Origin of the sequence: Methylobacterium sp. J-072 (assembly GCF_022829425.1) — a bacterium.
In the GTDB taxonomy this organism is placed as follows: Bacteria; Pseudomonadota; Alphaproteobacteria; order Rhizobiales; family Beijerinckiaceae; genus Methylobacterium.
This window is the reverse complement of the sequence record NZ_JAKSYK010000042.1, coordinates 63,340-85,386: the sequence shown is the minus strand read 5'-3', so window position 1 is coordinate 85,386 and position 22,047 is coordinate 63,340. Positions and strand designations below refer to the sequence as shown.

Sequence of the window (22,047 nt, the reverse complement as noted above, 5' to 3'; positions counted from 1 at the left end):
CTGCGCCGTCGTGCTCGCCGGCTTGGCGACGCCAGCCCTGGCGACGACGATCGGCGTCGCGATGGTCCAGCCGAACGGCTTCACGCAGCTGCTGCGCGACGGCATCGAAAACTATGCGAAGTCCGTTCCCGGCGTCTCCGTGCAATTCACCTACGCACCGGAGGGCGCCGGCGAGACGCAGATCGAACAGGTCCGGCAGTTCATCGCCGCGAAGGTCGACGCCTTGCTGATCCTCCCGGTCGATCCGCGAGCCAACGCGGCGATCACGCGCCTTGCCCAAGAAACCGACATCCCGCTCGTCTACGCCAACAACGGCCCGCGCGAGGACTGGTTTGCCGGGCGCATCGCGTTTGTCCTGCCGAACGATCTCGTGGCCGGACGGCTCCAGATGCGGAAGCTCGCGCAGATGCTGGACGGCAAAGGCCGGATCGCGATCATCGCGGGGCATCCGAGCCACTCGGCGACCGCCCTGCGCACGCGGGGTGTCAAGGAGGTGGCCGCGTCGTTCCCTGGGCTTAGCGTGGTCGCGGAAGGCGCCGCGGACTGGGATCGCAAGAAGGCAGCGGTGCTCGTCGCAGGATGGCTGGCGAAGGGAATCGCGCTCGACGCGATCGTCGCCAACAACGACGAGATGGCGATCGGGGCGGCCGACGCGGTCGAGGCAGCGAGGCTCCCGTCGGATCGGATCCTGATCGGCGGGGTCGATGCGACGCCAGAAGGTCTGAAGGCGATGCAGCGCAAGCGCATGGCCGTCACGGTCTATCAGGATGCCGGCTTGCAGGCGCGCCGGGCGATCGACGACGCCCTCAAGCTGATCCGCCATGAGACGGTGCAGCAATACGATTGGGTGCCGTTCGAACTCGTGACCGACCGGATGTCGACCACGCATTTCTCGAAATAGGCACTGCGGCGTTCAATTTTATCGTGCTGCGCTTGCCGTCTCGCCGATCACATGATCGGATCTTACGGCGTAAGATGTCGGAGTCGCTGTTCCGGAGCGCAGGACGGATTGGGGATGTTGTCCGGGTGGGGGAGCAGCTTGCCGATAGGTGCTGCAAATGAGCTTGGCGTGGAGTCATCGGCATGACTGTCGTCGCCCTCGACACGCTTGCCATCGTCCGCAAGCTACGAGCCTCCGGCCTGCCCGAAGATCAGGCGGAGGCGATCACCGGCGTTATCCGAGACAGCCGTGACGCCGACCTCACAGCACTCGCCGCGAAGACAGACATCCGCGAGACCGAGCTCCGCCTTGAAGCCAAGATCGAGGCCACGAAGGCCGACATCATCAAATCGGTGCTGTCGGCGATCGGCTTCCAGGCGTTGATCATCGTGGGCGCGATCGTCGCAATGGCGCGTGTTCCGCACTGACGCCAGCGCCAGCAAAAGGCTTGCTTGCGCCGGCATAGTCACCGCCCCGGCAGGGGAGCAATCGCTCCTGCGCCGCGGCGGTGACGGGACAGGCGGCTCCGCGCTCTACCGCATCACGAACGGGTTCTCGGGCGCGTCGCGGCTGGTGGAGATCCAGACGCTCTTGGTCTCCAGATATTCGCGGATCGACTCGATGCCGCTCTCCCGGCCGATGCCGGAGCGCTTCATGCCGCCGAACGGCATCATGTAACTCACCGCCCGGTAGGTGTTCACCCAGACCGTGCCGGCGCGCAGGCCCTTCGACATGCGCAGAGCCCGGCCGATATCCTGGGTCCAGACGCCGGCGGCGAGGCCGTAGATCACGTCGTTGCCGAGCCGCAGCGCCTCCGCCTCGTCCTCGAACCCGATGATCGACAGGACCGGGCCGAACACCTCCTCCTGAGCGATCCGCATGTCGTTGGTGACGCCGGTAAAAATCGTCGGCTCGACGAACTGGCCACCGATCACGCCGGGTCCGGAGGCGGGATTGCCGCCGAGCACACAATGCGCGCCCTCGCTCTTGGCGAGCGCGATGTAGTCCAGCACCTTGGCGTATTGCGGCGGCGTGGTGATCGGCCCGATATTGGTGTCCGCCTGCATCGGGTCGCCGAGCCTGGCGGTGCGCGCCAGCTCGATCAGTCGCTCGACGAAGGCCTCGCGGATGCTGTTCTGCACCAGCAGGCGGGACCCGGCGATGCAGGTCTGTCCGGTGGCCGCGAAGATGCCCGAGATCGCGCCCGCGGCGGCGGCCTTCAGGTCGGCATCGGCGAACACGATGTTGGGCGACTTGCCGCCGAGTTCGAGCGACACCCGCTTGATCTGGCGCGCGGCCGCCTCGTAGACCTTCGCGCCGGTGACATCCGAGCCCGTGAAGGTAATCTTGGCCACGTCCGGGTGCTCGACGATGGCGCTGCCCGCCTCGCCGCCATAGCCGGTGACGACGTTGAACATCCCGTCGGGGAGCCCGGCCTCCTTGGTCAGGCGGGCGAATTCTAGGGTGCTGGCGGAGGCGAATTCCGATGGCTTGACCACCACGGCGCAGCCGGCGGCGAGCGCGGGCGCGCATTTCCAGGCCACGAACAGCAGCGGCGAGTTCCAGGCGGTGAGCGCCCCGACCACGCCCACCGGCTCGTGCCGGGTGAACGCGAAGGTCTCGGGCTTGTCGATCGGAACCTGGGCGCCCTCGACCTTGTTGGCGAGGCCGGCATAGTACCACCACCATTCCGGCTGGTAGCGGGTCTGGCCGTACATCTCGGCGAACAGCTTACCGTTGTCGCGGACCTCCACTTCGGCGAGGGCCTTGGCCTCGCGCTCCACGAGGTCGCCGATCCGGCGGAGCACCTTGCCGCGCGCCGAGGCGGTCATGGTCGCCCAGGGGCCGTCCCACATGGCGCGCTTGGCGGCTGCCACCGCTTTGTCGACATCGACCTTGGAGGCGCGCGGGATCCGGGCCCAGGCCTCGCCGCGGTAGGGGTCGACGGACTCGAACCACGAGCCCTCGACCGGATCGACGTCCTGGCCGTCGATGTAGAGCTGATAGGTTTTCACGGCGCGCCTCTCTCGCGAATAACGCGCGCGATATGGGCCGGAACCCGGCCGGCGACGAGGCCGGCCGGCGCAGACCCGCTCAGGCGTTGGCGCTGAGGCGCTTGATGTCGGCGTCGACCATCTCGGTGATCAGCGACTCCAGGCTGGTCTGCGCCTCCCAGCCGAAGGTCGCCTTCGCCTTGGCCGGGTTGCCCAGCAGCACCTCGACCTCCGCCGGGCGGAAGAACGCCGGGTCGATGACGAGGTGGTCGTCGATGTTCAGCCCGACATGCTTGAACGCGATCACGCACATGTCCCGCACCGTCGTGGTGCGGCCGGTGGCGATGACGTAATCGTCGGGCTTGTCCTGCTGCAGCATCAGCCACATCGCCTCGACGTAGTCCCGGGCATGGCCCCAGTCGCGCTTGGCGTCGATGTTGCCCAGCCGCAGCTCCTTCTGCTGGCCGAGCTTGATCCGCGCCACCGCGTCCGTGACCTTGCGGGTGACGAACTCGACGCCCCGCAGCGGGCTCTCGTGGTTGAACAGGATGCCGTTCGAGGCGTGCAGCCCGAAGCTCTCCCGGTAGTTGATGGTCATCCAGTGCGCGTAGAGCTTGGCCACGCCGTAGGGCGAGCGCGGGTAGAACGGCGTCGTCTCGCTCTGCTGCGCCTCCTGGATCAGCCCGAACATCTCCGAGGTCGAGGCCTGGTAGTACCGGGCCTGCGGGGCGACCGAGCGCAGGCATTCGAGCATGTGCACGGCGCCCAGGCCCGTCACCTGGCCGGTGAGCAGCGGCTGCTGCCAGGAGGAGGTCACGAAGGACTGCGCGGCGAGGTTGTAGATCTCATCGGGCTTGGCGGTCTGGACGATGCGCAGGAGCGCCGACTGATCCAACAAGTTGCCGTCGACGAGTTCGACATCGCCGAGGATGCCGAGCCACTTCAACCTGTGGTCGAAGACGCCGGCATGGCTGGAGCGGCGCACGATGCCGGTGACCGTGTAGCCCTTCTGCAGCAGCAGCTGCGCCAGGTACGCGCCGTCCTGGCCCGTCACCCCCGTGATCAGCGCGCGCTTGCCCGTCATGAATCCGTCCCGTCCCGTTCCTGCCCGGCTGCTACGACCGCGGCGGCCTGCGCGTCAAGGTGAGGCGGCTCTGCGAATAGTCTTCGCGATCGCGTCGGACCGGACGTGCGGTTGCCGGTCTCTGCGAAGAATTCTGGGATGCCAGGCCAAGTCTTCGCGGGCGACCGGGCTACGCCCTACGGTTGGGCCAGCCAGTCGGTGACGCCGGTGATCGACCGGAATTCTTCCAGCGCGTGGACCCGAGCGTCGGGCAGCGCCGTCCGGGCCATGGTCGCCAGGGCATGGCCGGGGCCGAGCTCCAGGACCCGGTCGGCGCCGTATTCCCGGCAGGCCTCCAGGCAGGCGGCCCAATCGAGGGTGTGCGAGATCTGGCCCGCCAGCTTGTCGTGGCCGTCCTCGGGGCGGAAGATCGTCGTCCCGTCGAGCCCGCTGACGAGGCGCGGAGCGCCGGCAGGCGGGCGGCACAGGGTGACAGCGGCGAGCGCGGTCCGGAAGGCGTCGGTCGCCTCCGCCAGCAGCGGCGTATGCGAGGGCGTATGGACCGGCAGCAGGACGGCCCGCTGCGCCCCGGCCCTGGCGGCGTCCTGGCACAGGGCGTCGAGCGCATCCCGCCTCCCCCCGACCACGCCGCTATCGGGGGCGTTGCGGATGGCGAGGTGGCAATCATGCCGGCCGGCCAGGGCGTCGAGCGCGTCGAGGGTGAGCCCCCGGATCCCGGCGAGCCCGAACCCCTCCCCCGAGGCGGCATCCATGGCCTCGGCCCGCCGGGCAGCCAGGGCCAGGATGTCGGGATCGGCGATCCGGCCGGCGACGCCCCAGGCGGCGAGGTCACCGATGCTGTAGCCGGCCACGATCGCGCGGCCGGTGAAGCCGAGCGCCCGCCAGGCGGCGAGTGCGCCGGTGCAGCACAGGATCTGCCCGGCCCGGTTGGCGTGGAGCGCGTCGCCGCCGCTCCGGGCGAGGGCGCGCGGGTCGGTGCCGCCGAGGAGCGGCGTCGCTGCGGCAAAGACCGCCTGCGCGGCCGGATGGTCGGCGGTGAGGTCGAACATCCCGGGATGCTGGCCGCCCTGGCCGGAGAGCAGGATCGCGACGCTCATGCGGGTTCCCAGGTTCGCAGGGGGGCGACCGGACGCATCCCCAGGCCGTCCAGGCCTTTCGCCAGCACCGTCCCGCCTTCGGGGGCGTCGCGCAGCTCGCGCCAGTGCAGGCCGGTCCCGTCCGGCAGCAGGATCTCGCCGTCGAGGCGCATTGGAGCCTTTTCAGCGATGGAAGCGAGCCGGTCGAGCAGGCCGGTGGGCACCGGTTCCCGGCAGGGCCAGAGCAGGTCGAGGTCGGATGTGGCTGTCAGGTAGACGAGGCCGGTCATCGCCTGCCACAGCAGGCCACCGAACGGACGGGGATTTGAGCCGTAGCTGTCGCCGAGGGCCAAAGCGGCGGCGATCGTCGCCTGCCAGGCGGCGGGGGCATGGGCGGCGGCCTCGGCCAAGCTCGGGCCGTTGAGGCGGGTCAGGTGTTCGGCCGGCAGGGCCAAGCCGATCCGGCGCTTGCCGTCGGCGGGCGGCAGCGGCAGGCCGAGCGGCACGGTTTCGGCGCCCTCCCCCGGGACCCGGCGGCGGACGATCAGCGGACGGCAGGCCTCGGCCCAGCCGGCGAGATGTGGCACGCCCGCGAGATCCTCGCGGCTGCGGAGCCAGGACGCCCAGGCGCCGGGATCGACGTGGACGAGGTCCTGCCGGGTGACGGTGCCGGGCGTGCGAGTTTCAATGTTTGGTTGAGGGGCCTGTCCCATCCGCGACCGTTCTTTGAGGCGTTGGGTGATCGTGTCGGGAAACACGATCTTCAGCCGGATCCTGACACGTTACGGACCGCGGAGCTGCTGCCAAGTCATTCCGGGGCTCCGCTGCGCGGCCCTGGAATGACAGGGTGATTGGTCCGGCTGAGCGTCCCAATGATCCCTCCGTCATTGCGAGCGCAGCGAAGCAACCTAGGGCAGCGCGCAATCCCCGGACGTCGCGCCTCACTGGGTTGCTTCGCTGCGCTCGCAATGACGGTATGCGGTTCGGGCCCTATCCGCGCTCGGCCTGCGCGATCACCGCCACGCTGATTCCCCGCGCCACCGGCCGCCCGCCGCGCTCTTCGCCGAGGCGATCCCGGTCGTCGCCCGGTTGGAGGTTGGCGATCAGGTCGTGGATCTGGCCGTCGAGCGGCTTGGCCGGATCGAGCACGACGTGGACAGCCCCGGCCGCCACCATGTTGTCGAGCCCGGGGGCGAAGACCGGCGTCGATTTCGCCATCTCCTGGAGCTTGTCCAGCGGCAGCTTCGTCACCTTCGCCACCGAGGGCAGGTCCATCACGCTCGGGTTGGCGCCGGGCAGCGCCGCCAGGATCCGGGTCGCCAGCGCGGTGGCGATGAAGGCGCCGGCGGCCGAGTGGCCGTAGATCAGGCCGATGGTCGGGTGGCCGGAGCGGTCGGCGAGCAGCAGCGCCTTGGCGAGATGGGCCAGGCACTCGTTGAGCCCCAGGAGCTCGTCGCGCCGGCTCATGCGCTGGCTGTCGGAATCGACCACCACCAGGATCGGCGCCTTGTCGCCCGACCGGACCGCGTCGAGCACGGCGCGCGACAGGACGAGCGCCCCGTCGACCCCGAGCGGCGTGTCGCCATCGACCCCGACGACGTGGAGCTTTCCGCCCGCGAACGGGCCGCCGCCGGTCACGAGGCCGTCGCGCAATGTGACGGAATGGCCCTGCGGAAACAGCCCGGCCAGGATCTCAGCGAGCGTCATGGTCGGCCTCCCTCACCCGGGCTACGGTCTCGTCGAAGGCGCGCGTGTCCATGGCGGGCACGGATTCGGGATCGTTGACGCCGAGCCGCGCCCAGACATCGGTGGCGTCCCGGCAATCGCCGAAGCGCGCGATCCGCGATTCGAGCCGGTCCTGCTCGGCCTCTAGAGTCGCGAGGTCGAAGGCCGGAGCCCGGCCGATCAGGTCCAGCGCGGCCTGCCGGAAGGCCGAGACGCTGTCGGCGCAGAAGGCGTCGGCGCCGCCGATCAGCCGGCGGTGCTTGCCGCCCATGGTCCGCCAGACCAGCGCCCGGTCGCGGGAATCGAACTCTTCCGCGCCCTTGTTGGTCTCGATTACCTCGGGGCCCGAGACCGAGATCCGGCCGCCCTCCGAGACCGCGAGCCGCGAGCAGGTGCCCGCAATGAGCCCGCCGCCACCGTAGCAGCCGGCCCGGCCGCCGATCAGCCCGATCACCGGGATGCCGGCAGCGCGGACATCGACGATCGCCCGCATGGTCTCGGCGATGGCGGTCTCGCCGGCATTGGCCTCCTGGAGCCGGACGCCGCCGGTATCGAACAGGATCAGCACGGCCGCCGGTTTCAGGGTGAGCGCGGCGCGCAGAAGCCCGACGAGCTTCGCCCCATGGATCTCCCCGAAGGCCCCGCCCATGAACCGGCCCTCCTGGGCGGCCACCAGCACCGTCTCGCCGTCGAGTGCGGCGCGGCCGACCACGATGCCGTCATCGAAGGCGCGCGGCAGGTCGAACAGCGGCAGGTGCGGGCTCATGCGCCGCTCGGTCGGGGGCAGAAACTCATGGAAGCTGCCGGGATCGGCGAGCGCCACCACGCGCTGGCGGGCGGTGGCCTCGTACCAGCTCAGGGCGTCGGGGTCGGTGCTCGCGGCGTGCGCGCCAGCCATGGTCAGGCCTCCATCAGCCGGGCGCCCTGAAGCAGGCGCAGGGACACGGTGTCGGGACGGGCGCCGCCGTCGTTGATGCTGATGCGCAGGCCGCCGGGCTGGGCCCGGGCGACGAAATCCGCCACCACCGCCTCCCAGACGGGGCCGTAGCCGGCGATCGGCGTCTCGATGGCGACCTCGCAGGCATCGGGGGGCAGCACCCGCTCCAGCAGGATCTCCAGGTTGCCCGAGGCCACCACGCCGGTGATGGCGTTCGGCACCGAGCCGGGCAGCGGCTTTTTGGTGGTGTGGCGGAAGGTCAGGGATTCCATGGTCGGTTCCTCGCAGGACGTCCCGTCATCCAAACAGAACACCTCATCCTGAGGTGCCGGAGCGTGGCGGAGGCCTCGAAGGAGCCCTCCCGTGATCTGAGCGGCCTCTGGAGGCCTCCTTCGAGGCCGTGCGATCTGCGATCGCGCGGCACCTTAGGATGAGGGTGTGGATGGGAGTGGCCGGCCCATCGCGGCCGTCTCACCAGTTCCGGAACTTCGCGGGCGGCTCGTAGAGGCCGCCCGACCAGTGCACCAGATCCTTGATCGACTTGGCCGCGAGCAAGGCCCGGTCGGCGTCGAGGGGCTCGATGCCGAGATCCTCCGGCCGGCGGATCACGCCGCGGGCGCGCAGCTCCTCGACCTTGGCGCGGTCCCGGCCGCGGCCGACATCGGTGTAGCCGGCGACCCCGCGGATTGCCTGCTCGCGCTCGTCGGCGTCGCGGCAGAGCAGGAGGTTGGCGATGCCCTCCTCGGTGACGATGTGGGTGACGTCGTCGGCGTAGATCATCACCGGCGCCAGCTCGAGCCCGATTTTTTTCGCCAGCTCCAGGGCATCGAGCTTCTCTACGAAGGTCGGCACCAGCTTTTCCCCGAAGGTCTCGACCAGTTGCACCACCAGCTTGCGGCCGCGCATCAGCGCGGGATCGCCGACGACCTGGCCTTCGCGGCCGGCCTTCATCCAGGCATCGGACGGGTGGCGGCGGCCATGCGGGTCGGAACCCATGTTGGGCGCGCCGCCGAAGCCCGCCACCCGCGACTGCGTGATCGTCGAGGAATGGCCCATCAGATCGATCTGGAGGGTCGCGCCGATGAACATGTCGCAGGCGTAGAGGCCGGCCGTCTGGCAGAAGGCCCGGTTCGAGCGCAGGGAGCCGTCGGCCCCGGTGAAGAAGATGTCCGGCCGCGCGCGGATGTAGCGGTCCATGCCGACTTCCGAGCCGAAGCAGTGGACCTGTTTGACCCAGCCAGATTCGATCGCCGGGATCAGGGTCGGGTGCGGGTTGAGCGCCCAATGGGTGCAGATCTGGCCCTTGAGCCCGAGCTTCTCGCCGTAGGTCGGCAGCAGCAGCTCGATCGCCGCGGTGCCGAAGCCGATCCCGTGGTTGAGGCGGCGGATGCCGTACTCGGCATAGATGCCCTTGATCGCCATCATGGCGATCAGGATCTGGGTCTCGGTCATCGCCGCCGGGTCACGGGTGAACAACGGCTCGACGTAGAACGGCGTGTCGGCCTCGACCACGAAGTCGATCCGGTCGCCCGGGATGTCGACCCTGGGCACCTTGTCGACGATCTGGTTCACCTGGGCGATCACCACGCCGTTCTTGAAGGCGGTGGCCTCCACGACGGTGGGCGTGTCCTCGGTGTTGGGGCCGGTATAGAGGTTGCCGTCGCGGTCGGCCGAGACGCCGGCGATCAGCGCCACGTGGGGCGTGAGGTCCACGAAGTAGCGGGCGAACAGCTCGAGATAGGTGTGCACCGCGCCGAGCTGGATCTGACCGCCGTACAGCATCTTGGCGATGCGGGCGCCCTGCGGGCCGGAATAGGAATAGTCGAGCCGCTTGGCGATGCCGGTCTCGAACACGTCGAGATGCTCCGGCAGCACGATGCCCGACTGGACCATGTGCAGGTCGTGGACCTTGCCCGGGTCGCAGGCGGCGAGCCCCCGCGCCAGGCAATCCGCCTGTTTCTGGTTGTCGCCCTCCAGGCAGACCCGGTCACCGGGGCGGAGCACCGCCTCCAGCAGGTCGATGACGGACCCGGCCGGGACGACCTTGCCGTCGGCATGGGCGCGCCCCGCCTGGATGCGCGCATCGCGGGCCTGCCTCTCGCCGCGCCACTCTGTCATCCGGCTGTCTCCCTCGGTATGTGAGAGGCAGGATATGCCCGCCGCCTTGCATTTTCAAAGCCGGTCTTATCACGGTTTCGTATACGGGATTGCTGAAGTGTCAATATCCTGCATACTGATCGACAATCAACACAGAACTGATTCGGGAAGGAAACACCCCATGCCGAGCGCGTCGAGACTGGCGTCGCCTTGCGCCGAGACTGGTCCTGCCGGAGGGCGGGGCCGATGATCGTCCTGGGCGTCGCCCTCCTGGCCACGTGCACGCTGCTCGGCGTGTATCTCGGCGATCTCCTCGGCGTCGCGCTGGGGGTGAAGGCCAATGTCGGCGGCGTCGGCATCGCCATGATCCTGCTGATCCTCGCCCGGCTCTGGCTCTCCCGCCGGGGCGGCCTGACCAAGGGCATCCAGTTCGGCGTCGAGTTCTGGGCGGGGATGTACATCCCGATCGTGGTCGCCATGGCGGCCCAGCAGAACGTGGTCGCGGCGGTGAGCGGCGGCCCGATCGTGATCATCGCGGCCACCGGCTCCCTGGTCCTGTGCTTCGGCGCCGTGGCGCTGCTGAGCCGGATCGGCCGGCGCGACCCGGGCAGCCCGGAGGTCGAGCATGGCGGATCGGTGATCGGCGGTGAGGCCGATCCGGTGCCCGCCGGGAAGCAGGGGTGAGCGCCATGGAACTCGGACCTTACATCTGGCACGGCATCGAGCACGTCTTCGTCGAGCAGAGCCTGGTGGCGGCCTTCGCTTTGGTCGGCGCGCTGATCCTGGTCTCCAACCTGGCAGCCAAACGCTTCACGAAGGGCCGCGTTCACGGCTCGGCCATCGCGATCGTGCTGGGGCTGGTGCTCGCCTATGTCGGCGGGCTCTACACCGGCGGCAAGAAGGGCATCGCCGACATCCCGGCGCTGGCCGGGATCGGCCTGATGGGCGGGGCGATGCTGCGCGACTTCGCCATCGTCGCCACCGCCTTCGAGGTCGACGTGACCGAGGCCCGCCGCGCCGGGCTGATCGGCGTGCTGGCGCTGGCGCTCGGCACGATCATCCCGTTCCTGGTCGGCACGCTCACGGCGGTCGCGTTCGGCTATCACGACGCGGTCTCGATCACGACCATCGGGGCGGGCGCGATCACCTACATCGTCGGCCCGGTGACCGGGGCGGCGATCGGGGCGGATTCCACCGTCATGGCGCTGTCCATCGCCACCGGGGTGACCAAGGCCGTGATGGTGATGGTCGGCACGCCGCTGGTCGCCAAGCTGATCGGCCTCGACAACCCGCGCTCGGCCATGGCCTATGGCGGGCTGATGGGCACGGTGAGCGGCGTCGCCGGCGGGCTCGCGGCCACCGACCCGAAGCTCGTGCCCTACGGGGCGCTCACCGCCACCTTCCACACCGGAATCGGCTGTCTGGTCGGTCCCTCGATCTTCTACTTGACGGTGCGGGCGCTGGTCGGTTGAGCGTTCCGAAGCGCTCGCCGCCGAAGTGGATACCGGTTCGGCGTCAGCGAGCGCGCCCGATCTGACGGGGCGCGGGACCAGTTGATGCACGGCGACATCCAGACGATCGACAGTGGTCTGCTCTCGGACCGGATCCGCAACGCGCTGACCGACGCGATCACCTCGGGCGAACTCCCGGCCGGGACGGCCCTGGACGAGCAGAACCTCGCCCAGCGCTACGGCGCCTCGCGCACCCCGGTGCGGGAGGCCCTGCGCCAGCTCGCGGCCTCGGGGCTGGTCGAGATACGGCCCCGCCGGGGCGTGGTGGTGGCCCGGCTGACGCCCGAGCGCATCGCCGACATGTTCGAGACCACCGCGGAGATCGAGGCGCTCTGCGCCCGGCTCGCGACCTACCGGATGACGCCGCTGGAGCGCGGCCGGCTGATGGACCTCCACGCGGATTCCGCCGCCGCCGTCGAGGCCGGGGACGTGGACGCCTACGACCGGCTCAACCGCGCCTTCCACGAGTCGCTCTACGCGGCGACCCATAACGGCTTCATGGCCGAGCAGGCCCTGGCGATCCGCGAGCGCCTGGCCGCCTTCCGCCGGACCCAGCTCCGCCACGCCGACCGGATCCGCCGGTCTTGGGACGAGCACGGCGAGATTCTGTCGGCCATCGCCGAGGGCGACGGCGAGCTGGCTGCCCGGCGGATGCGGGCGCATATGCTGCGGGCCGCGGCTGCGCTGGGGCGGTTTATTGCGGATACGGTTGGTTGAGGGGACGGGGGTTGGTATCTAACTTTCTCTTTCCTGCCGAGTTATGAAAACTGCTATAAGCATCGGCAAGCACCAGAGATAATATAAATCTCCAGTGTGTAAAATAAATCGGCTTGGATTGAAATTCGAAAGAATTGAGTCTTACTGAATAAGGAATTTTTTAAGTTCATAGCCTTCTGCTCATCGCAATGCTGGTCGACCGTGCGATGACGCAGCGTGAATGTTCTTCACTTGTGATCAGCGTCCATAAGGTTGAGCCTTTCGAAGAAGACCCTGTTGCGTCGTTTGGCGTCAGTCAATAGCTTTCCGTAGTCAATTACCTCGAAATAAATACCATGATTTGAGTGATAGCCATAAAATGACAGGCCGTCGGGCGTCCGTTTTGCGTCACGATCAACAAGCGCCTCACGTAAACTTGGTGTAATGTCGCAGACGATATACGCAAAAGCGGGTATTTTTTCGTTGGCGACAGGGATCGGCCGACCACGTTCCGTCTTGAATTTACCGCTCCTAATCGTTTGAATTTGATCGATCACTTGCTTCAGTGGATTGTCCATATCGCCATAGTCGTCGCGCTGCGGGCGCTTGAACTCTACAACAGTAATGCTGCTGATCGGCGAGCCATCGCCATCGCCTTCGGCAAAAGCTATTTTTCGGTCAAAGATGAACAGGTCAGGCCGCTTTTTCGAACTAGATTCGAATTGCGCATGAGAATTTAACGGTTTATCGGATGCAATGTATGAGTGATAATTTAAACGCTCATCTATAATCCAGAGATTTTGTTGTGAATATAGTGTTTCTTCATCCGTCGACCGCATCGATAACAGGATATTGTGCACTGCCTCCTCGAGGGGATAACGATCTGTCTTCTTGTCGGATGAAAGGGATTTTTCGAAAAGTTCGATGATGATCTTGCGATGAGCCACGTATTGGGCAAGAGCTGAAAGGCCAAGCTCGTTTGAACGCTCCATAAACTCCGCTAATCGACTTCTGTAATGTTCGTAATTTTCTTGCTTTGCCGCCTCCGTCAACATTCGGGACCCTTCGCGCTTGAGAGTTACCTCGCGCTGATGAAGCTCTCGATGTAGCGCCAATTCGATTTCAGTCTTTGAAGCATTCGGGGAAATTGCACGGACGAAGCTACGAAGGTAGCGCAACATTGGCTTATATTGCGGCGCCTCGCTACGAACGTAAGAAATGATACGATCAGTCTTCGACTTGTTGAGATCATCGATGAAGCCGAGAAGATCGCTCTCAACACAATCTACGCATTTGCTTCGTATGTCAGATCGACGTAGATCGTCATCGACTATAAGTTCTGCTTGTGCTTCGTCCGTATCGTCTTTTAGCTCGAAATCGGTTCGAAAGTTATTTACTTTTTCGTTTAAATAATCACCTTGAACTACTGCTAAATAGACGAAAGATTTTCCGTCTTGATCAATTAGTCGCCCAGACAAATTTGGAATGTATTGCTCTAGCATTTCTGTCAGCACGCCGCGGTGATTTGCAGCGTAAATTAGACGGTGCTTTGACGCCCGGGGAGACGTCAATCGGAACCCGTTAACCTGAAATTGCCGTTCAGAGATTTCAAATGTCGCACTAGTAGCATTATTATGAAAATGGTCATGGAAGACGGCGTTGACCGAGACACGCTTCCCTTGATCATGGATTTCTAGCTCTGGGCAATCTGGTTGCATCAGAACTAGAATGAAATGTTCTGCTAACCTTAGCGCTAACTGATCCACACCGCGCGGGCATTCGGATTTGTAAGGTGCGCGGAACCCGGATAGTCGAACAGACGTGGCCTCGATTCCCTGATTTATTCGCTCGGCCGCAGCGCCATTGGGGTCGTAGTCAAAGCCAAAGCGGAAAACTCTCTTCCAAAGCTGTTGTTTTTCCTCCGCCCCCTGCGATCTGAAGACGCTCCGAATGTGGACTTCGTCGAACGCTTTCAGCCACATGAAACGCCCAAGGCCCTTCCCTCCGCGATCGAATTTATGATCGGAATAGGCTGTATTAAAAGAGTTGAAATTATCGTCGGTGAATCCGATTCCGGTATCGGTTATTTCGAATCCGATGACCGGCGGCTCTGCTTCTGTAAAAAGCCCTGTCTCACGATCGACCGCGATGACGATTCTATGTTGCCGCGCCTTCTGAGCGTCTTGAATAGCCTGGAACGAGTTCATGACCGCTTCGAAAAGCGGCAGGAGCGCCTTCCATTTCGGGAGATGCGTCTACCGGATTTGGCCGCGAAGGTTCGTCCGGAGCATCCCGGTAGCAAGCGGGGCCAATTGGTTCATATTACTTTCCGGGCCGGATGGGCGTATCTCCGTCTGAGACTACCATCCGCCGTCACCCTGCCGATACACGCTTTTTCGGCTCCGACTGCTCGCTTCAGCGAATGTTCGCTAGTGGGCAAGTGCGGAACGTCCCGTGGCTGCGCAAAACTGTCTCCCGTCGCGGCAAGAGTTAGCGTCCGCCTTCCGGGTTTCTCCGGTGGTCTAAAACTGACCTCCAATAATGTTTTCACACCACCTCCCGAGCCACCCCACCCTTCCCCACCCCACTCCCCCCCAGCGAATCCGCCAGCTTCCCGATCCGCTCAGCCGCCCGCCCGATCCCATCAGCGGCGCGGGCGGCATCCTCCGCGCGGCTGCGCTCGGCGGCCTCCGCGGTCTTGCGCAGCGCGGTCGTCTCGGCTTCCAGGGCGGCGAAGCGGGTGCGCAGCTCGGCCAGCTCGTCGGCGATGGTCAGGGCGGCCATCACCTGCAGGCGCATGTCGCCGATCTCGCCAAAGCTCTGGCGCATCTCGCCGATGCGCGTCCCAAAGCTCTCGGCCAGCCCGGTGAGATGGGCCTCCTCGCCGGCCCCGCAGGCCATGCGGTAGAGCTTTCCGTCGATGGTCACGTTGATCTGGGGCAAGGATCGCTCCGAGGGACGGCTTTGCGTGAGGGAGGCGGTCAGGCGCGGCCGAGCACGCCCTGCACCGTCTCGATCGCGCGGTCGAGCCTCTGGCCGACCGCGCCGGTCGTGGCCTCGACATCGGCGAGATGGGCGCTCGCCGCGTCGAGGGCGGCGGCGAGGCGCGCCCGGTCCTCGTCCATCAGCGCCAGCTCGGCATCCCGGTCGTCCGGCTCGGCCTCGGCCTCCAGGCGGCGGACCACGACCGCGTCCAGGCGGGCCAGCGCGGCGTCGAGCCGGGCGAAGGCGTCGTCGATCGGGCGCGTCGTCTCTGTGCTGTCGTCGGCCATGGGGCTCCGCTCGCCGCACGCATCGTCCCGAAACGGGGTGGCCGGCGTCCGGGCGACGTCGATGCTTCAGGGGTGCAAGTTTCGGCCGGATGGGCCGGGAATTCCAGTCCGAAATGTCGGTGCGCGCGCAATCGCCTACGGCTCAGCAATCGCCAACGCCCGCACCTAATTATTGGATGTGGGATACCGCCATGTTTGTCACGCGCGTGCGTTTGACAGGTGGAGACGCCATGTTAGACAGCCGCGCGCTCTCGAAAGGGTCCGCAAAAGACATGCCGGATGGCCGGTCCGTGAGAGGCCCCAGCCGCCACCGTCGGACCCGACGCGTGAGGGCAGCGGAGCCCGGCCTCTCCCGGCCCGGTTCATCGCAGGTTCAAACCCGCCCGCCCAGATCCGCCCCGTCGGCCTGGAGGCGGGCCAGCCGAGACCGTTCTGCGGGTCCGGCGCGCGGTGAGCCGCATCAGGAAGGAGTGACGCCGTGACGAAGGTTGCCATCAACGGGTTCGGACGCATCGGCCGCAACGTCCTGCGCGCGATCGCAGAAGCCAGCCGGACCGACATCGAGGTCGTGGCGATCAACGATCTCGGCCCGGTGGAGACCAACGCCCACCTGCTCCGCTTCGATTCCGTGCACGGCCGGTTCCCCGGCGAGGTCGCGGTGGACGGCGAGTTCCTGGTGGTCAACGGCCGGCGCATCAAGGTCACGGCCGTGCGCAACCCGGCCGAGCTGCCGCACCGCGATCTCGGCGTCGACATCGCGCTGGAATGCACCGGCATCTTCACCTCGAAGGACAAGGCCAAGGCCCATCTCGACGCCGGCGCCAAGCGCGTCCTGGTCTCGGCCCCGGCCGACGGCGCCGACCTGACCGTGGTCTACGGCGTCAACCACGACAAGCTGACCGCCGAGCATCTCGTCGTCTCGAACGCCTCCTGCACCACCAACTGCCTGGCGCCCGTCGCCCAGGTGCTGGACGCGGCCGTGGGCATCGAGCGCGGCTTCATGACCACGATCCACTCCTACACCAACGACCAGCCGTCGCTGGACCAGATGCACAAGGATCTCTACCGGGGCCGCGCCGCCGCGCTCTCGATGATCCCGACTTCCACCGGCGCCGCCAAGGCCGTGGGCTTGGTCCTGCCGGAGCTGAAGGGCAAGCTCGACGGCACCGCGATCCGCGTGCCGACCCCGAACGTCTCGGCAGTGGACCTGGTGTTCACGGCCAAGCGCGCCACTTCGGTCCAGGAGATCAACGACGCGATCAAGGCCGCCGCCGCGGGCCCGCTCAAGGGCGTGCTCGGCGTGACCGACCGGCCGAACGTCTCGATCGACTTCAACCACGACCCGCACTCGTCCACCTTCCACCTCGACCAGACCAAGGTCATGGACGGTACCTTCGTGCGTATCCTGTCCTGGTACGACAATGAGTGGGGCTTCTCGAACCGCATGGCCGACACGGCTGTGGCGATGGCCAAGCTCATCTAAAGAACCTGCCGCCCGCCGGCCCTGAGAGGGTCGGCGGGCGTTTCTTCGACCGAACGGCTCAACCTCGAACCAGGGGATCATCCCGGGATGACCGACGCTTCGCAGGGCACGTCGAGCGGACAGGGCGCCATCGTGACGCCCACGCCGAAACCCGTAGCGCCCCCGCCGGCCGCGGCTCCGGTCGCCACGACGCCGTCGCAGGGGCTGCCGGCCAGCCACCTCATCGACCAGCTCGCGCGCATCGAGGACAAGTGCTCGCGGATCGAGGACAAGTACGCCCGCTCCGAAGCTTTGCTGTCGCGGGTCGAGGACAAGGTCGAGATCGCCTCCAACCGGATGAACGAATCCGCCCGGCAATCCGACCTGGCCGCCCTGCGCACCGAGATGCGCGGCCTCGCCGACCGCACCCGGCGGCTGCCCGGGACCGGCGCCCTGGTGCTGACCGCCGTGATCACCGCAATCCTCACCGTCGTGCTGATGGTCGCGGTGCAGCGCCTGAACCTCGACCGCCTGATCCCGGCGCCGGCCGCCACCACCGCCCAGTAATCGCAACAGGACCGCATGAGCGCCTTCCGCACCCTCGACGACGCCGGCGCCCTGACGGGCAAGCGCGTGCTGATGCGCGTCGATCTCAACGTGCCGATGGAGAACGGCCGCGTCACCGACGCGACCCGCATCGAACGCGTCGTCCCGACGATCCGGGAGGTCGCCGACAAGGGCGCCAAGGTGATCCTGCTGGCCCATTTCGGCCGCCCCAAGGGCAAGCGCGAGCCGAAGGATTCGTTGGAGCCGGTCGTGCCGGCGCTGAGCCAAGCGCTCGGCCGCCCCGTCGGCTTCGCGGCCGATTGCGTCGGCGACGACGCGGCCCGGGCGGTTGCGGCCCTGAAGGACGGCGACGTCCTGCTCCTGGAGAACACCCGCTACCACGCCGGCGAGGAGAAGAACGATCCGGCCTTCGCCGACGCGCTCGCGGCCAACGGCGACATCTACGTCAACGAGGCGTTCTCCGCGGCTCACCGCGCCCATGCCTCGACCGAGGGGCTGGCCCACCGCCTGCCGGCCTTCGCCGGTCGCGAGATGCAGGCCGAGCTGGAGGCCCTGACCAAGGGATTGGAAGCGCCGCAGCGCCCGGTCATCGCGCTGGTCGGCGGCGCCAAGGTCTCGTCGAAGATCGACCTCTTGGAAAATCTCGTCGCCAAGGTCGACATGCTGGTGATCGGCGGCGGCATGGCCAACACCTTCCTGCATGCGCAAGGCAAGGCGGTGGGCAAGTCCCTGTGCGAGAAGGATCTCGCCGAGACCGCCATCCGCATCCTGGCGGCGGCGGACAACGCCGGCTGCCGGATCATCCTGCCGGTGGACGCGGTGGCGGCGACCGAGTTCAAGGCCCAGGCGCCGCACGAGACCGTACCGGTGGATGCGGTGCCCGAGGGCAGCATGATCCTCGATGCCGGGCCGCGCTCGGTCGCCGAGATCAACGCCGCCATCGACGGCGCCAAGACCCTGGTCTGGAACGGCCCGCTCGGCGCCTTCGAGCTCGCCCCGTTCGACGCCGCCACGGTGGCTGCCGCGAAGCACGCGGCCGCGCGCACCAAGGCCGGCCAGCTCGTCTCGGTGGCCGGCGGCGGCGACACCGTGGCCGCCCTCAACCATGCGGGCGTGGCTGGCCACTTCACCTACGTCTCCACCGCCGGCGGCGCCTTCCTCGAATGGCTGGAAGGCAAGGCCCTGCCGGGCGTCGAGGCGCTACGGGCGAAGGGCTGAAAACCGCGCTGAAAACCGCGCGGCGGAGCCTTCTGTGCGCTCCTCCCGCGCCGCGATGCACCTATCTATACTCCCGGCCTCGGACGGCGGGGGCCCTGAGTCGATGAGTGGCACCGTGGAGAACGTGACGATCGAGATCCTGAAGGGCATTCAGGGCAGCATCGCGCAGTTGCGAGCGGAAACGACGGCGTTTCGGGCCGAGACGCTTGCGCGCTTCGACAAGCTTGAGGCGAGCCTGCGCAAGGATCGCCGCAACGCCGCCGGCATGCTGGTGATGATGCGCGCGACCGCGGGCGACTTCGATGCCCGCGTCAGCGAGGTCGAAGAGCGGGTCACGGTCCTTGAGAACAGGGCGCGCTGAGCGTCCTTCACCGAACGGATAAGCCGGTCGGCGTTTGACACGATGTACAGGTAAGAACCTCGGCAGACTTGCCTGTGCAAGTCCACTGAGGTTTCCGGCGCCGGCGGCGATCGGGCGGACCACCAGACGGCAAGCGGGAAGACAGACCACCATGGCACGGATCACCCTGAGGCAGCTCCTCGACCACGCGGCCGAGTACGAGTACGGCGTACCGGCCTTCAACCTGAACAACATGGAACAGGGCCTGGCGATCATGGCGGCGGCCGATGCCACCGACTCGCCGGTGATCCTCCAGGCGAGCCGCGGTGCCCGCGCCTACGCCAACGACGTGGTGCTGGCCAAGCTGATCGACGGCTTGGTCGAGATCTACCCGCACATCCCGGTCTGCATGCATCTCGACCACGGGAACAACGAGGCGACCTGCGCCACCGCGATCCAGTACGGCTTCACCTCGGTGATGATGGACGGATCACTGAAAGCCGACGGCAAGACCCCGGCCGACTACAATTACAATGTCGAGATCACCCGCAACGTCACCAAGATGGCCCATTGGGCCGGCGTCTCGGTGGAAGGCGAGCTCGGGGTGCTCGGCTCGCTGGAGAGCGGCCAGGGCGAGGCCGAGGACGGCCACGGCGCCGAGGGCACGCTGAGCCACGACCAGCTGCTCACCGACCCGGACGAGGCGGTGAAGTTCGTCGAGGCCACCAAGGTCGACGCGCTCGCGGTCGCCATGGGCACCAGCCACGGCGCCTACAAGTTCACCCGCCAACCTGACGGCGACGTGCTCGCGATGAACGTGATCGAGGAGATCCACCGCCGCCTGCCCACCACCCACCTGGTGATGCACGGTTCGTCGTCGGTGCCGCAGGACCTTCAGGACATCATCAACCAGTATGGCGGCCAGATGAAGCCGACCTGGGGCGTGCCGGTCGAGGAAATCCAGCGCGGTATCAAGCACGGCGTGCGCAAGATCAACATCGACACCGACAACCGCATGGCGATGACCGGCCAGATCCGGAAGGTGCTTACCGAGAACCCGTCCGAGTTCGATCCGCGCAAGTACCTGAAGCCCGCCATGGATGCGATGACCAAGCTGTGCAAGCAGCGCTTCGAGGAGTTCGGCACCGCCGGCAAGGGCTCGAAGATCCGACCGATCTCCGTCTCCGAGATGGCGAAGCGCTACGCCAGCGGCTCGCTCGATCCGAAGATCGGCGCGCGCTGACACGCCGGGCAGCCGAACCGATGAGCAGCAAGCAGCGCCTCGCCCTCCTGGGGCCCCACGGCCTGGATGCCGACGGCATCGACGCCTTCGCGGCCGCGCTCGGCGCGGCCTGCAAGGTGGGCGATGTCGCGGCCGTGATCCTGCGGCTTGCCGCCACCGACGAGCGCGGGCTCACCGCCCGCGTGAAGCAGGTCGCGCCGATCACGCAGGAGACCGGCGCGGCCCTAGTGGTGGCCTGCCCGGGCTTCACCGGCGACCTCGTCTCGGTGGCAACCCGGGGCGGCGCGGACGGCGTCCATGTCGACAAGCCGCGCGATCTGAAGGACCTGCGCGACCGCCTCCGGGATGGCCGCATCCTCGGGGCTGGCGGCCTGGAGACCAAGCACGGCGCCATGGAGGCGGGCGAGGCCGGCATCGACTACCTGATGTTCGGCGGCCTCTACCCGGACGGCGTCGCCCCCGAGGCCGAGACCGTGCTGGCGCGGGCCGAATGGTGGGTGGAGATTTTTGAGACCCCCTGCGTCGCGGTCGCGGTGGTGGCGGACGAGATCGGCCCATTGGTCGCGACGGGCGCCGAGTTCATCGGCCTGGAGAGTGCGCTCTGGCTGACCGACGCGGACGCCGTCGTGCGGGCGCAAGCCCTGCTCGAAGGTCAGGCCGCGTGAATCTCCGCGCCTTGAGGCTTGCGGTGCTCCTGGCGGCGGCGTGGCCGCTGCCGACGCTCGCCGCGTCCGGGCCCCTCGACCCGGCGAAGACCGCTGCCCCCTCCGACAAGAAGACGACGCCGGAGCTTCCGAGCCCGTACACGCCGAACTATTCCCGAGGTGCCGTGCCGCCCAATAACGGCCAGCCGGCGGATCTCGCCTACGGCGCCTACCAGCGCGGCCAGTACGTCACCGCCTTCCGGGAGGCGACCAAGCGGATCGAGGCCAATCCGAAGGATGCGGCGGCGATGACGCTGCTGGGCGAGTTGTACAACCAGGGTCTCGGCATCAAGCAGAACCCGGTGAAGGCGGCCGAATGGTACCGCCTCGCGGCCGCTCAGAACGACGCCGCCGCAATGTCGTCCCTCGGGCTGATGGCGCTCGACGGCCGCGGCATGCCGAAGGACCCGAAGGCTGGCCGGCGCTGGCTGGAGCAGGCCACCGCCAACGGCTCGGCCACGGCGGCCTACAACCTCGGGCTGATCCTGATCGGCACCGGTGCCACCGCCGACGAGGCGGCGGCCGCCGCGCAGTTCCGCAAGGCCGCGGATGCCGAGATCGGGCCGGCTCAGCACGATCTGGGCGTTCTCTACCTCCAGGGCCGCGGTGTCCCCAAGGATGCCAGCCAGGCGGCCCAGTGGTTCCGGCGCGGCGCCGATAACGGCGACCTCGCCAGCGAGGTCGAGTACGCGATCCTGTTGTTCAACGGCAACGGCGTGACCAAGGACGAGCGCTCGGCCGCTCGCTACTTCCTGCACGCGGCCTCCCGCGGCAATGCCATCGCGCAGAACCGAGTCGCGCGGCTCTACGCGGTCGGGCGCGGCGTCGCCAAGAACCCAATCGAGGCCGCGGCCTGGAACCTCGCTGCCGCTGCGCAAGGCCTGTCCGATGCCTGGCTCGACCAGACCCTGTCCGGCCTCTCCGGCGACGAGCGCACCCGCGCCGAGCGGCTGGCCAATGAGCGGAGCGAGCAGCGGTAGCGCTGAGGCGGGAAGCGCCGGGCTGGTGTGAGGCCGAGTTTTCCCACCCACAGCCTCATCCTGAGGTGCCGAAGCGAAGAGGAGGCCTCGAAGGAGGCCTCCAGAAGTCGCTGAGGCATCTGGAGGCCTCCTTCGAGGCCCGGCGATCTTCGCTCGCCGGGCACCTCAGGATGAGGGGGAGGTTTGGAAAGCCGTTCGCCC

The 22,047-nt window shown here is 67.2% G+C and carries 23 protein-coding genes; 12 read left to right on the top strand and 11 right to left on the bottom strand.

Annotated features, from left to right (window positions below; all coding sequences use genetic code 11):
- Positions 1-22 precede the first annotated feature (22 nt).
- Entirely contained in the window at positions 23-901 is an 879-nt protein-coding gene (locus tag MKK67_RS04340; RefSeq protein WP_243962437.1) for a substrate-binding domain-containing protein, read from the top strand.
- A gap of 182 nt (positions 902-1,083) precedes the next feature.
- On the top strand, positions 1,084-1,368 hold the full coding sequence (locus MKK67_RS04335; protein WP_243962436.1) for a CCDC90 family protein: 285 nt from the start codon (positions 1,084-1,086) through the stop codon (positions 1,366-1,368).
- Positions 1,369-1,473: 105 nt separating this feature from the next.
- On the opposite strand, the gene MKK67_RS04330 is transcribed toward MKK67_RS04335, so the two are convergent.
- From MKK67_RS04330 to mdcA, 8 genes are all read right to left on the bottom strand, one after another.
- Positions 1,474-2,955 carry an aldehyde dehydrogenase gene (locus MKK67_RS04330; RefSeq protein WP_243962435.1) on the bottom strand — a complete coding sequence of 494 codons (1,482 nt, stop codon included), beginning with the start codon at positions 2,953-2,955 and terminating at the stop codon, positions 1,474-1,476.
- Between the two features lie 79 nt (positions 2,956-3,034).
- Positions 3,035-4,018 (bottom strand): GDP-mannose 4,6-dehydratase, encoded by a 984-nt coding sequence (gene gmd / locus MKK67_RS04325; RefSeq protein ID WP_243962434.1) that lies wholly within the window; start codon positions 4,016-4,018, stop codon positions 3,035-3,037.
- Between the two features lie 176 nt (positions 4,019-4,194).
- Complete coding sequence (locus tag MKK67_RS04320; RefSeq protein WP_243962433.1) at positions 4,195-5,115, bottom strand: acyltransferase domain-containing protein; 921 nt, start codon at positions 5,113-5,115, stop codon at positions 4,195-4,197.
- Complete coding sequence (mdcG, locus tag MKK67_RS04315) at positions 5,112-5,807, bottom strand: malonate decarboxylase holo-[acyl-carrier-protein] synthase (protein ID WP_243962432.1); 696 nt, start codon at positions 5,805-5,807, stop codon at positions 5,112-5,114. The genes MKK67_RS04320 and mdcG overlap by 4 nt, the downstream gene beginning before the upstream one ends.
- A gap of 277 nt (positions 5,808-6,084) precedes the next feature.
- The gene (mdcE, locus tag MKK67_RS04310) at positions 6,085-6,801 is read right to left on the bottom strand and encodes a biotin-independent malonate decarboxylase subunit gamma (RefSeq protein ID WP_243962431.1); all 717 of its coding nucleotides are present in this window, start codon (positions 6,799-6,801) and stop codon (positions 6,085-6,087) included.
- Positions 6,788-7,717, bottom strand: coding sequence for a biotin-independent malonate decarboxylase subunit beta (locus MKK67_RS04305; protein WP_243962430.1), 930 nt, complete (start codon positions 7,715-7,717; stop codon positions 6,788-6,790). The genes mdcE and MKK67_RS04305 overlap by 14 nt, the downstream gene beginning before the upstream one ends.
- A gap of 2 nt (positions 7,718-7,719) precedes the next feature.
- Positions 7,720-8,028 carry a malonate decarboxylase acyl carrier protein gene (mdcC, locus tag MKK67_RS04300; protein ID WP_091859811.1) on the bottom strand — a complete coding sequence of 103 codons (309 nt, stop codon included), beginning with the start codon at positions 8,026-8,028 and terminating at the stop codon, positions 7,720-7,722.
- Between the two features lie 199 nt (positions 8,029-8,227).
- Entirely contained in the window at positions 8,228-9,874 is a 1,647-nt protein-coding gene (mdcA, locus tag MKK67_RS04295) for a malonate decarboxylase subunit alpha (protein ID WP_243962429.1), read from the bottom strand.
- A 225-nt stretch (positions 9,875-10,099) separates the two neighbouring features.
- On the opposite strand from mdcA, the gene madL reads away from it, so the two are divergent.
- The 3 genes from madL (at position 10,100) to MKK67_RS04280 (ending at position 12,081) form a co-directional block, all read left to right on the top strand.
- Positions 10,100-10,537 carry a malonate transporter subunit MadL gene (madL, locus tag MKK67_RS04290; protein WP_243962428.1) on the top strand — a complete coding sequence of 146 codons (438 nt, stop codon included), beginning with the start codon at positions 10,100-10,102 and terminating at the stop codon, positions 10,535-10,537.
- A gap of 23 nt (positions 10,538-10,560) precedes the next feature.
- Positions 10,561-11,325 carry a malonate transporter subunit MadM gene (gene madM / locus MKK67_RS04285; RefSeq protein ID WP_243962449.1) on the top strand — a complete coding sequence of 255 codons (765 nt, stop codon included), beginning with the start codon at positions 10,561-10,563 and terminating at the stop codon, positions 11,323-11,325.
- Positions 11,326-11,409: 84 nt separating this feature from the next.
- A complete protein-coding gene (locus tag MKK67_RS04280) occupies positions 11,410-12,081 on the top strand; it encodes a GntR family transcriptional regulator (RefSeq protein ID WP_243962427.1) in 672 nt (223 codons plus the stop codon).
- 227 nt (positions 12,082-12,308) lie between these two features.
- On the opposite strand, the gene MKK67_RS04275 is transcribed toward MKK67_RS04280, so the two are convergent.
- From MKK67_RS04275 to MKK67_RS04265, 3 genes are all read right to left on the bottom strand, one after another.
- A complete protein-coding gene (locus tag MKK67_RS04275; protein WP_243962426.1) occupies positions 12,309-14,267 on the bottom strand; it encodes a hypothetical protein in 1,959 nt (652 codons plus the stop codon).
- Between the two features lie 340 nt (positions 14,268-14,607).
- On the bottom strand, positions 14,608-15,003 hold the full coding sequence (locus MKK67_RS04270) for a cell division protein ZapA (RefSeq protein ID WP_243962425.1): 396 nt from the start codon (positions 15,001-15,003) through the stop codon (positions 14,608-14,610).
- 38 nt (positions 15,004-15,041) lie between these two features.
- Entirely contained in the window at positions 15,042-15,332 is a 291-nt protein-coding gene (locus MKK67_RS04265; protein ID WP_243962424.1) for a DUF4164 family protein, read from the bottom strand.
- A gap of 478 nt (positions 15,333-15,810) precedes the next feature.
- On the opposite strand from MKK67_RS04265, the gene gap reads away from it, so the two are divergent.
- The 7 genes from gap (at position 15,811) to MKK67_RS04230 (ending at position 21,846) form a co-directional block, all read left to right on the top strand.
- The gene (gene gap, locus MKK67_RS04260; protein ID WP_243962423.1) at positions 15,811-16,815 is read left to right on the top strand and encodes a type I glyceraldehyde-3-phosphate dehydrogenase; all 1,005 of its coding nucleotides are present in this window, start codon (positions 15,811-15,813) and stop codon (positions 16,813-16,815) included.
- A gap of 87 nt (positions 16,816-16,902) precedes the next feature.
- Positions 16,903-17,361 carry a hypothetical protein gene (locus MKK67_RS04255; protein WP_243962422.1) on the top strand — a complete coding sequence of 153 codons (459 nt, stop codon included), beginning with the start codon at positions 16,903-16,905 and terminating at the stop codon, positions 17,359-17,361.
- A gap of 15 nt (positions 17,362-17,376) precedes the next feature.
- Positions 17,377-18,579: a phosphoglycerate kinase gene (locus tag MKK67_RS04250; RefSeq protein WP_243962421.1), complete on the top strand. Its 1,203-nt coding sequence runs from the start codon at positions 17,377-17,379 to the stop codon at positions 18,577-18,579.
- Positions 18,580-18,703: 124 nt separating this feature from the next.
- Positions 18,704-18,940, top strand: coding sequence for a hypothetical protein (locus MKK67_RS04245; RefSeq protein WP_243962420.1), 237 nt, complete (start codon positions 18,704-18,706; stop codon positions 18,938-18,940).
- 151 nt (positions 18,941-19,091) lie between these two features.
- A complete protein-coding gene (fba, locus tag MKK67_RS04240) occupies positions 19,092-20,162 on the top strand; it encodes a class II fructose-bisphosphate aldolase (RefSeq protein WP_243962419.1) in 1,071 nt (356 codons plus the stop codon).
- 20 nt (positions 20,163-20,182) lie between these two features.
- Complete coding sequence (locus MKK67_RS04235) at positions 20,183-20,827, top strand: thiamine phosphate synthase (RefSeq protein WP_243962418.1); 645 nt, start codon at positions 20,183-20,185, stop codon at positions 20,825-20,827.
- Positions 20,824-21,846 carry a tetratricopeptide repeat protein gene (locus MKK67_RS04230; protein ID WP_243962417.1) on the top strand — a complete coding sequence of 341 codons (1,023 nt, stop codon included), beginning with the start codon at positions 20,824-20,826 and terminating at the stop codon, positions 21,844-21,846. The genes MKK67_RS04235 and MKK67_RS04230 overlap by 4 nt, the downstream gene beginning before the upstream one ends.
- Positions 21,847-22,047: the final 201 nt, after the last annotated feature.

Excerpts from the sequence above, each read along its gene's own strand:
- gmd (WP_243962434.1), bottom strand. The coding sequence starts at position 4,018 with ATGACGGGCAAGCGCGCGCTGATCACGGGGGTGACGGGCCAGGACGGC.
- mdcA (WP_243962429.1), bottom strand. The coding sequence starts at position 9,874 with ATGACAGAGTGGCGCGGCGAGAGGCAGGCCCGCGATGCGCGCATCCAG.
- fba (WP_243962419.1), top strand. The coding sequence starts at position 19,092 with ATGGCACGGATCACCCTGAGGCAGCTCCTCGACCACGCGGCCGAGTAC.
- MKK67_RS04235 (WP_243962418.1), top strand. The coding sequence starts at position 20,183 with ATGAGCAGCAAGCAGCGCCTCGCCCTCCTGGGGCCCCACGGCCTGGAT.
- MKK67_RS04305 (WP_243962430.1), bottom strand. The coding sequence starts at position 7,717 with ATGGCTGGCGCGCACGCCGCGAGCACCGACCCCGACGCCCTGAGCTGG.
- MKK67_RS04320 (WP_243962433.1), bottom strand. The coding sequence starts at position 5,115 with ATGAGCGTCGCGATCCTGCTCTCCGGCCAGGGCGGCCAGCATCCCGGG.
- mdcE (WP_243962431.1), bottom strand. The coding sequence starts at position 6,801 with ATGACGCTCGCTGAGATCCTGGCCGGGCTGTTTCCGCAGGGCCATTCC.
- mdcG (WP_243962432.1), bottom strand. The coding sequence starts at position 5,807 with ATGGGACAGGCCCCTCAACCAAACATTGAAACTCGCACGCCCGGCACC.
- MKK67_RS04335 (WP_243962436.1), top strand. The coding sequence starts at position 1,084 with ATGACTGTCGTCGCCCTCGACACGCTTGCCATCGTCCGCAAGCTACGA.
- madL (WP_243962428.1), top strand. The coding sequence starts at position 10,100 with ATGATCGTCCTGGGCGTCGCCCTCCTGGCCACGTGCACGCTGCTCGGC.
- MKK67_RS04275 (WP_243962426.1), bottom strand. The coding sequence starts at position 14,267 with ATGAACTCGTTCCAGGCTATTCAAGACGCTCAGAAGGCGCGGCAACAT.
- MKK67_RS04250 (WP_243962421.1), top strand. The coding sequence starts at position 17,377 with ATGAGCGCCTTCCGCACCCTCGACGACGCCGGCGCCCTGACGGGCAAG.
- mdcC (WP_091859811.1), bottom strand. The coding sequence starts at position 8,028 with ATGGAATCCCTGACCTTCCGCCACACCACCAAAAAGCCGCTGCCCGGC.
- MKK67_RS04255 (WP_243962422.1), top strand. The coding sequence starts at position 16,903 with ATGACCGACGCTTCGCAGGGCACGTCGAGCGGACAGGGCGCCATCGTG.
- MKK67_RS04265 (WP_243962424.1), bottom strand. The coding sequence starts at position 15,332 with ATGGCCGACGACAGCACAGAGACGACGCGCCCGATCGACGACGCCTTC.
- MKK67_RS04280 (WP_243962427.1), top strand. The coding sequence starts at position 11,410 with ATGCACGGCGACATCCAGACGATCGACAGTGGTCTGCTCTCGGACCGG.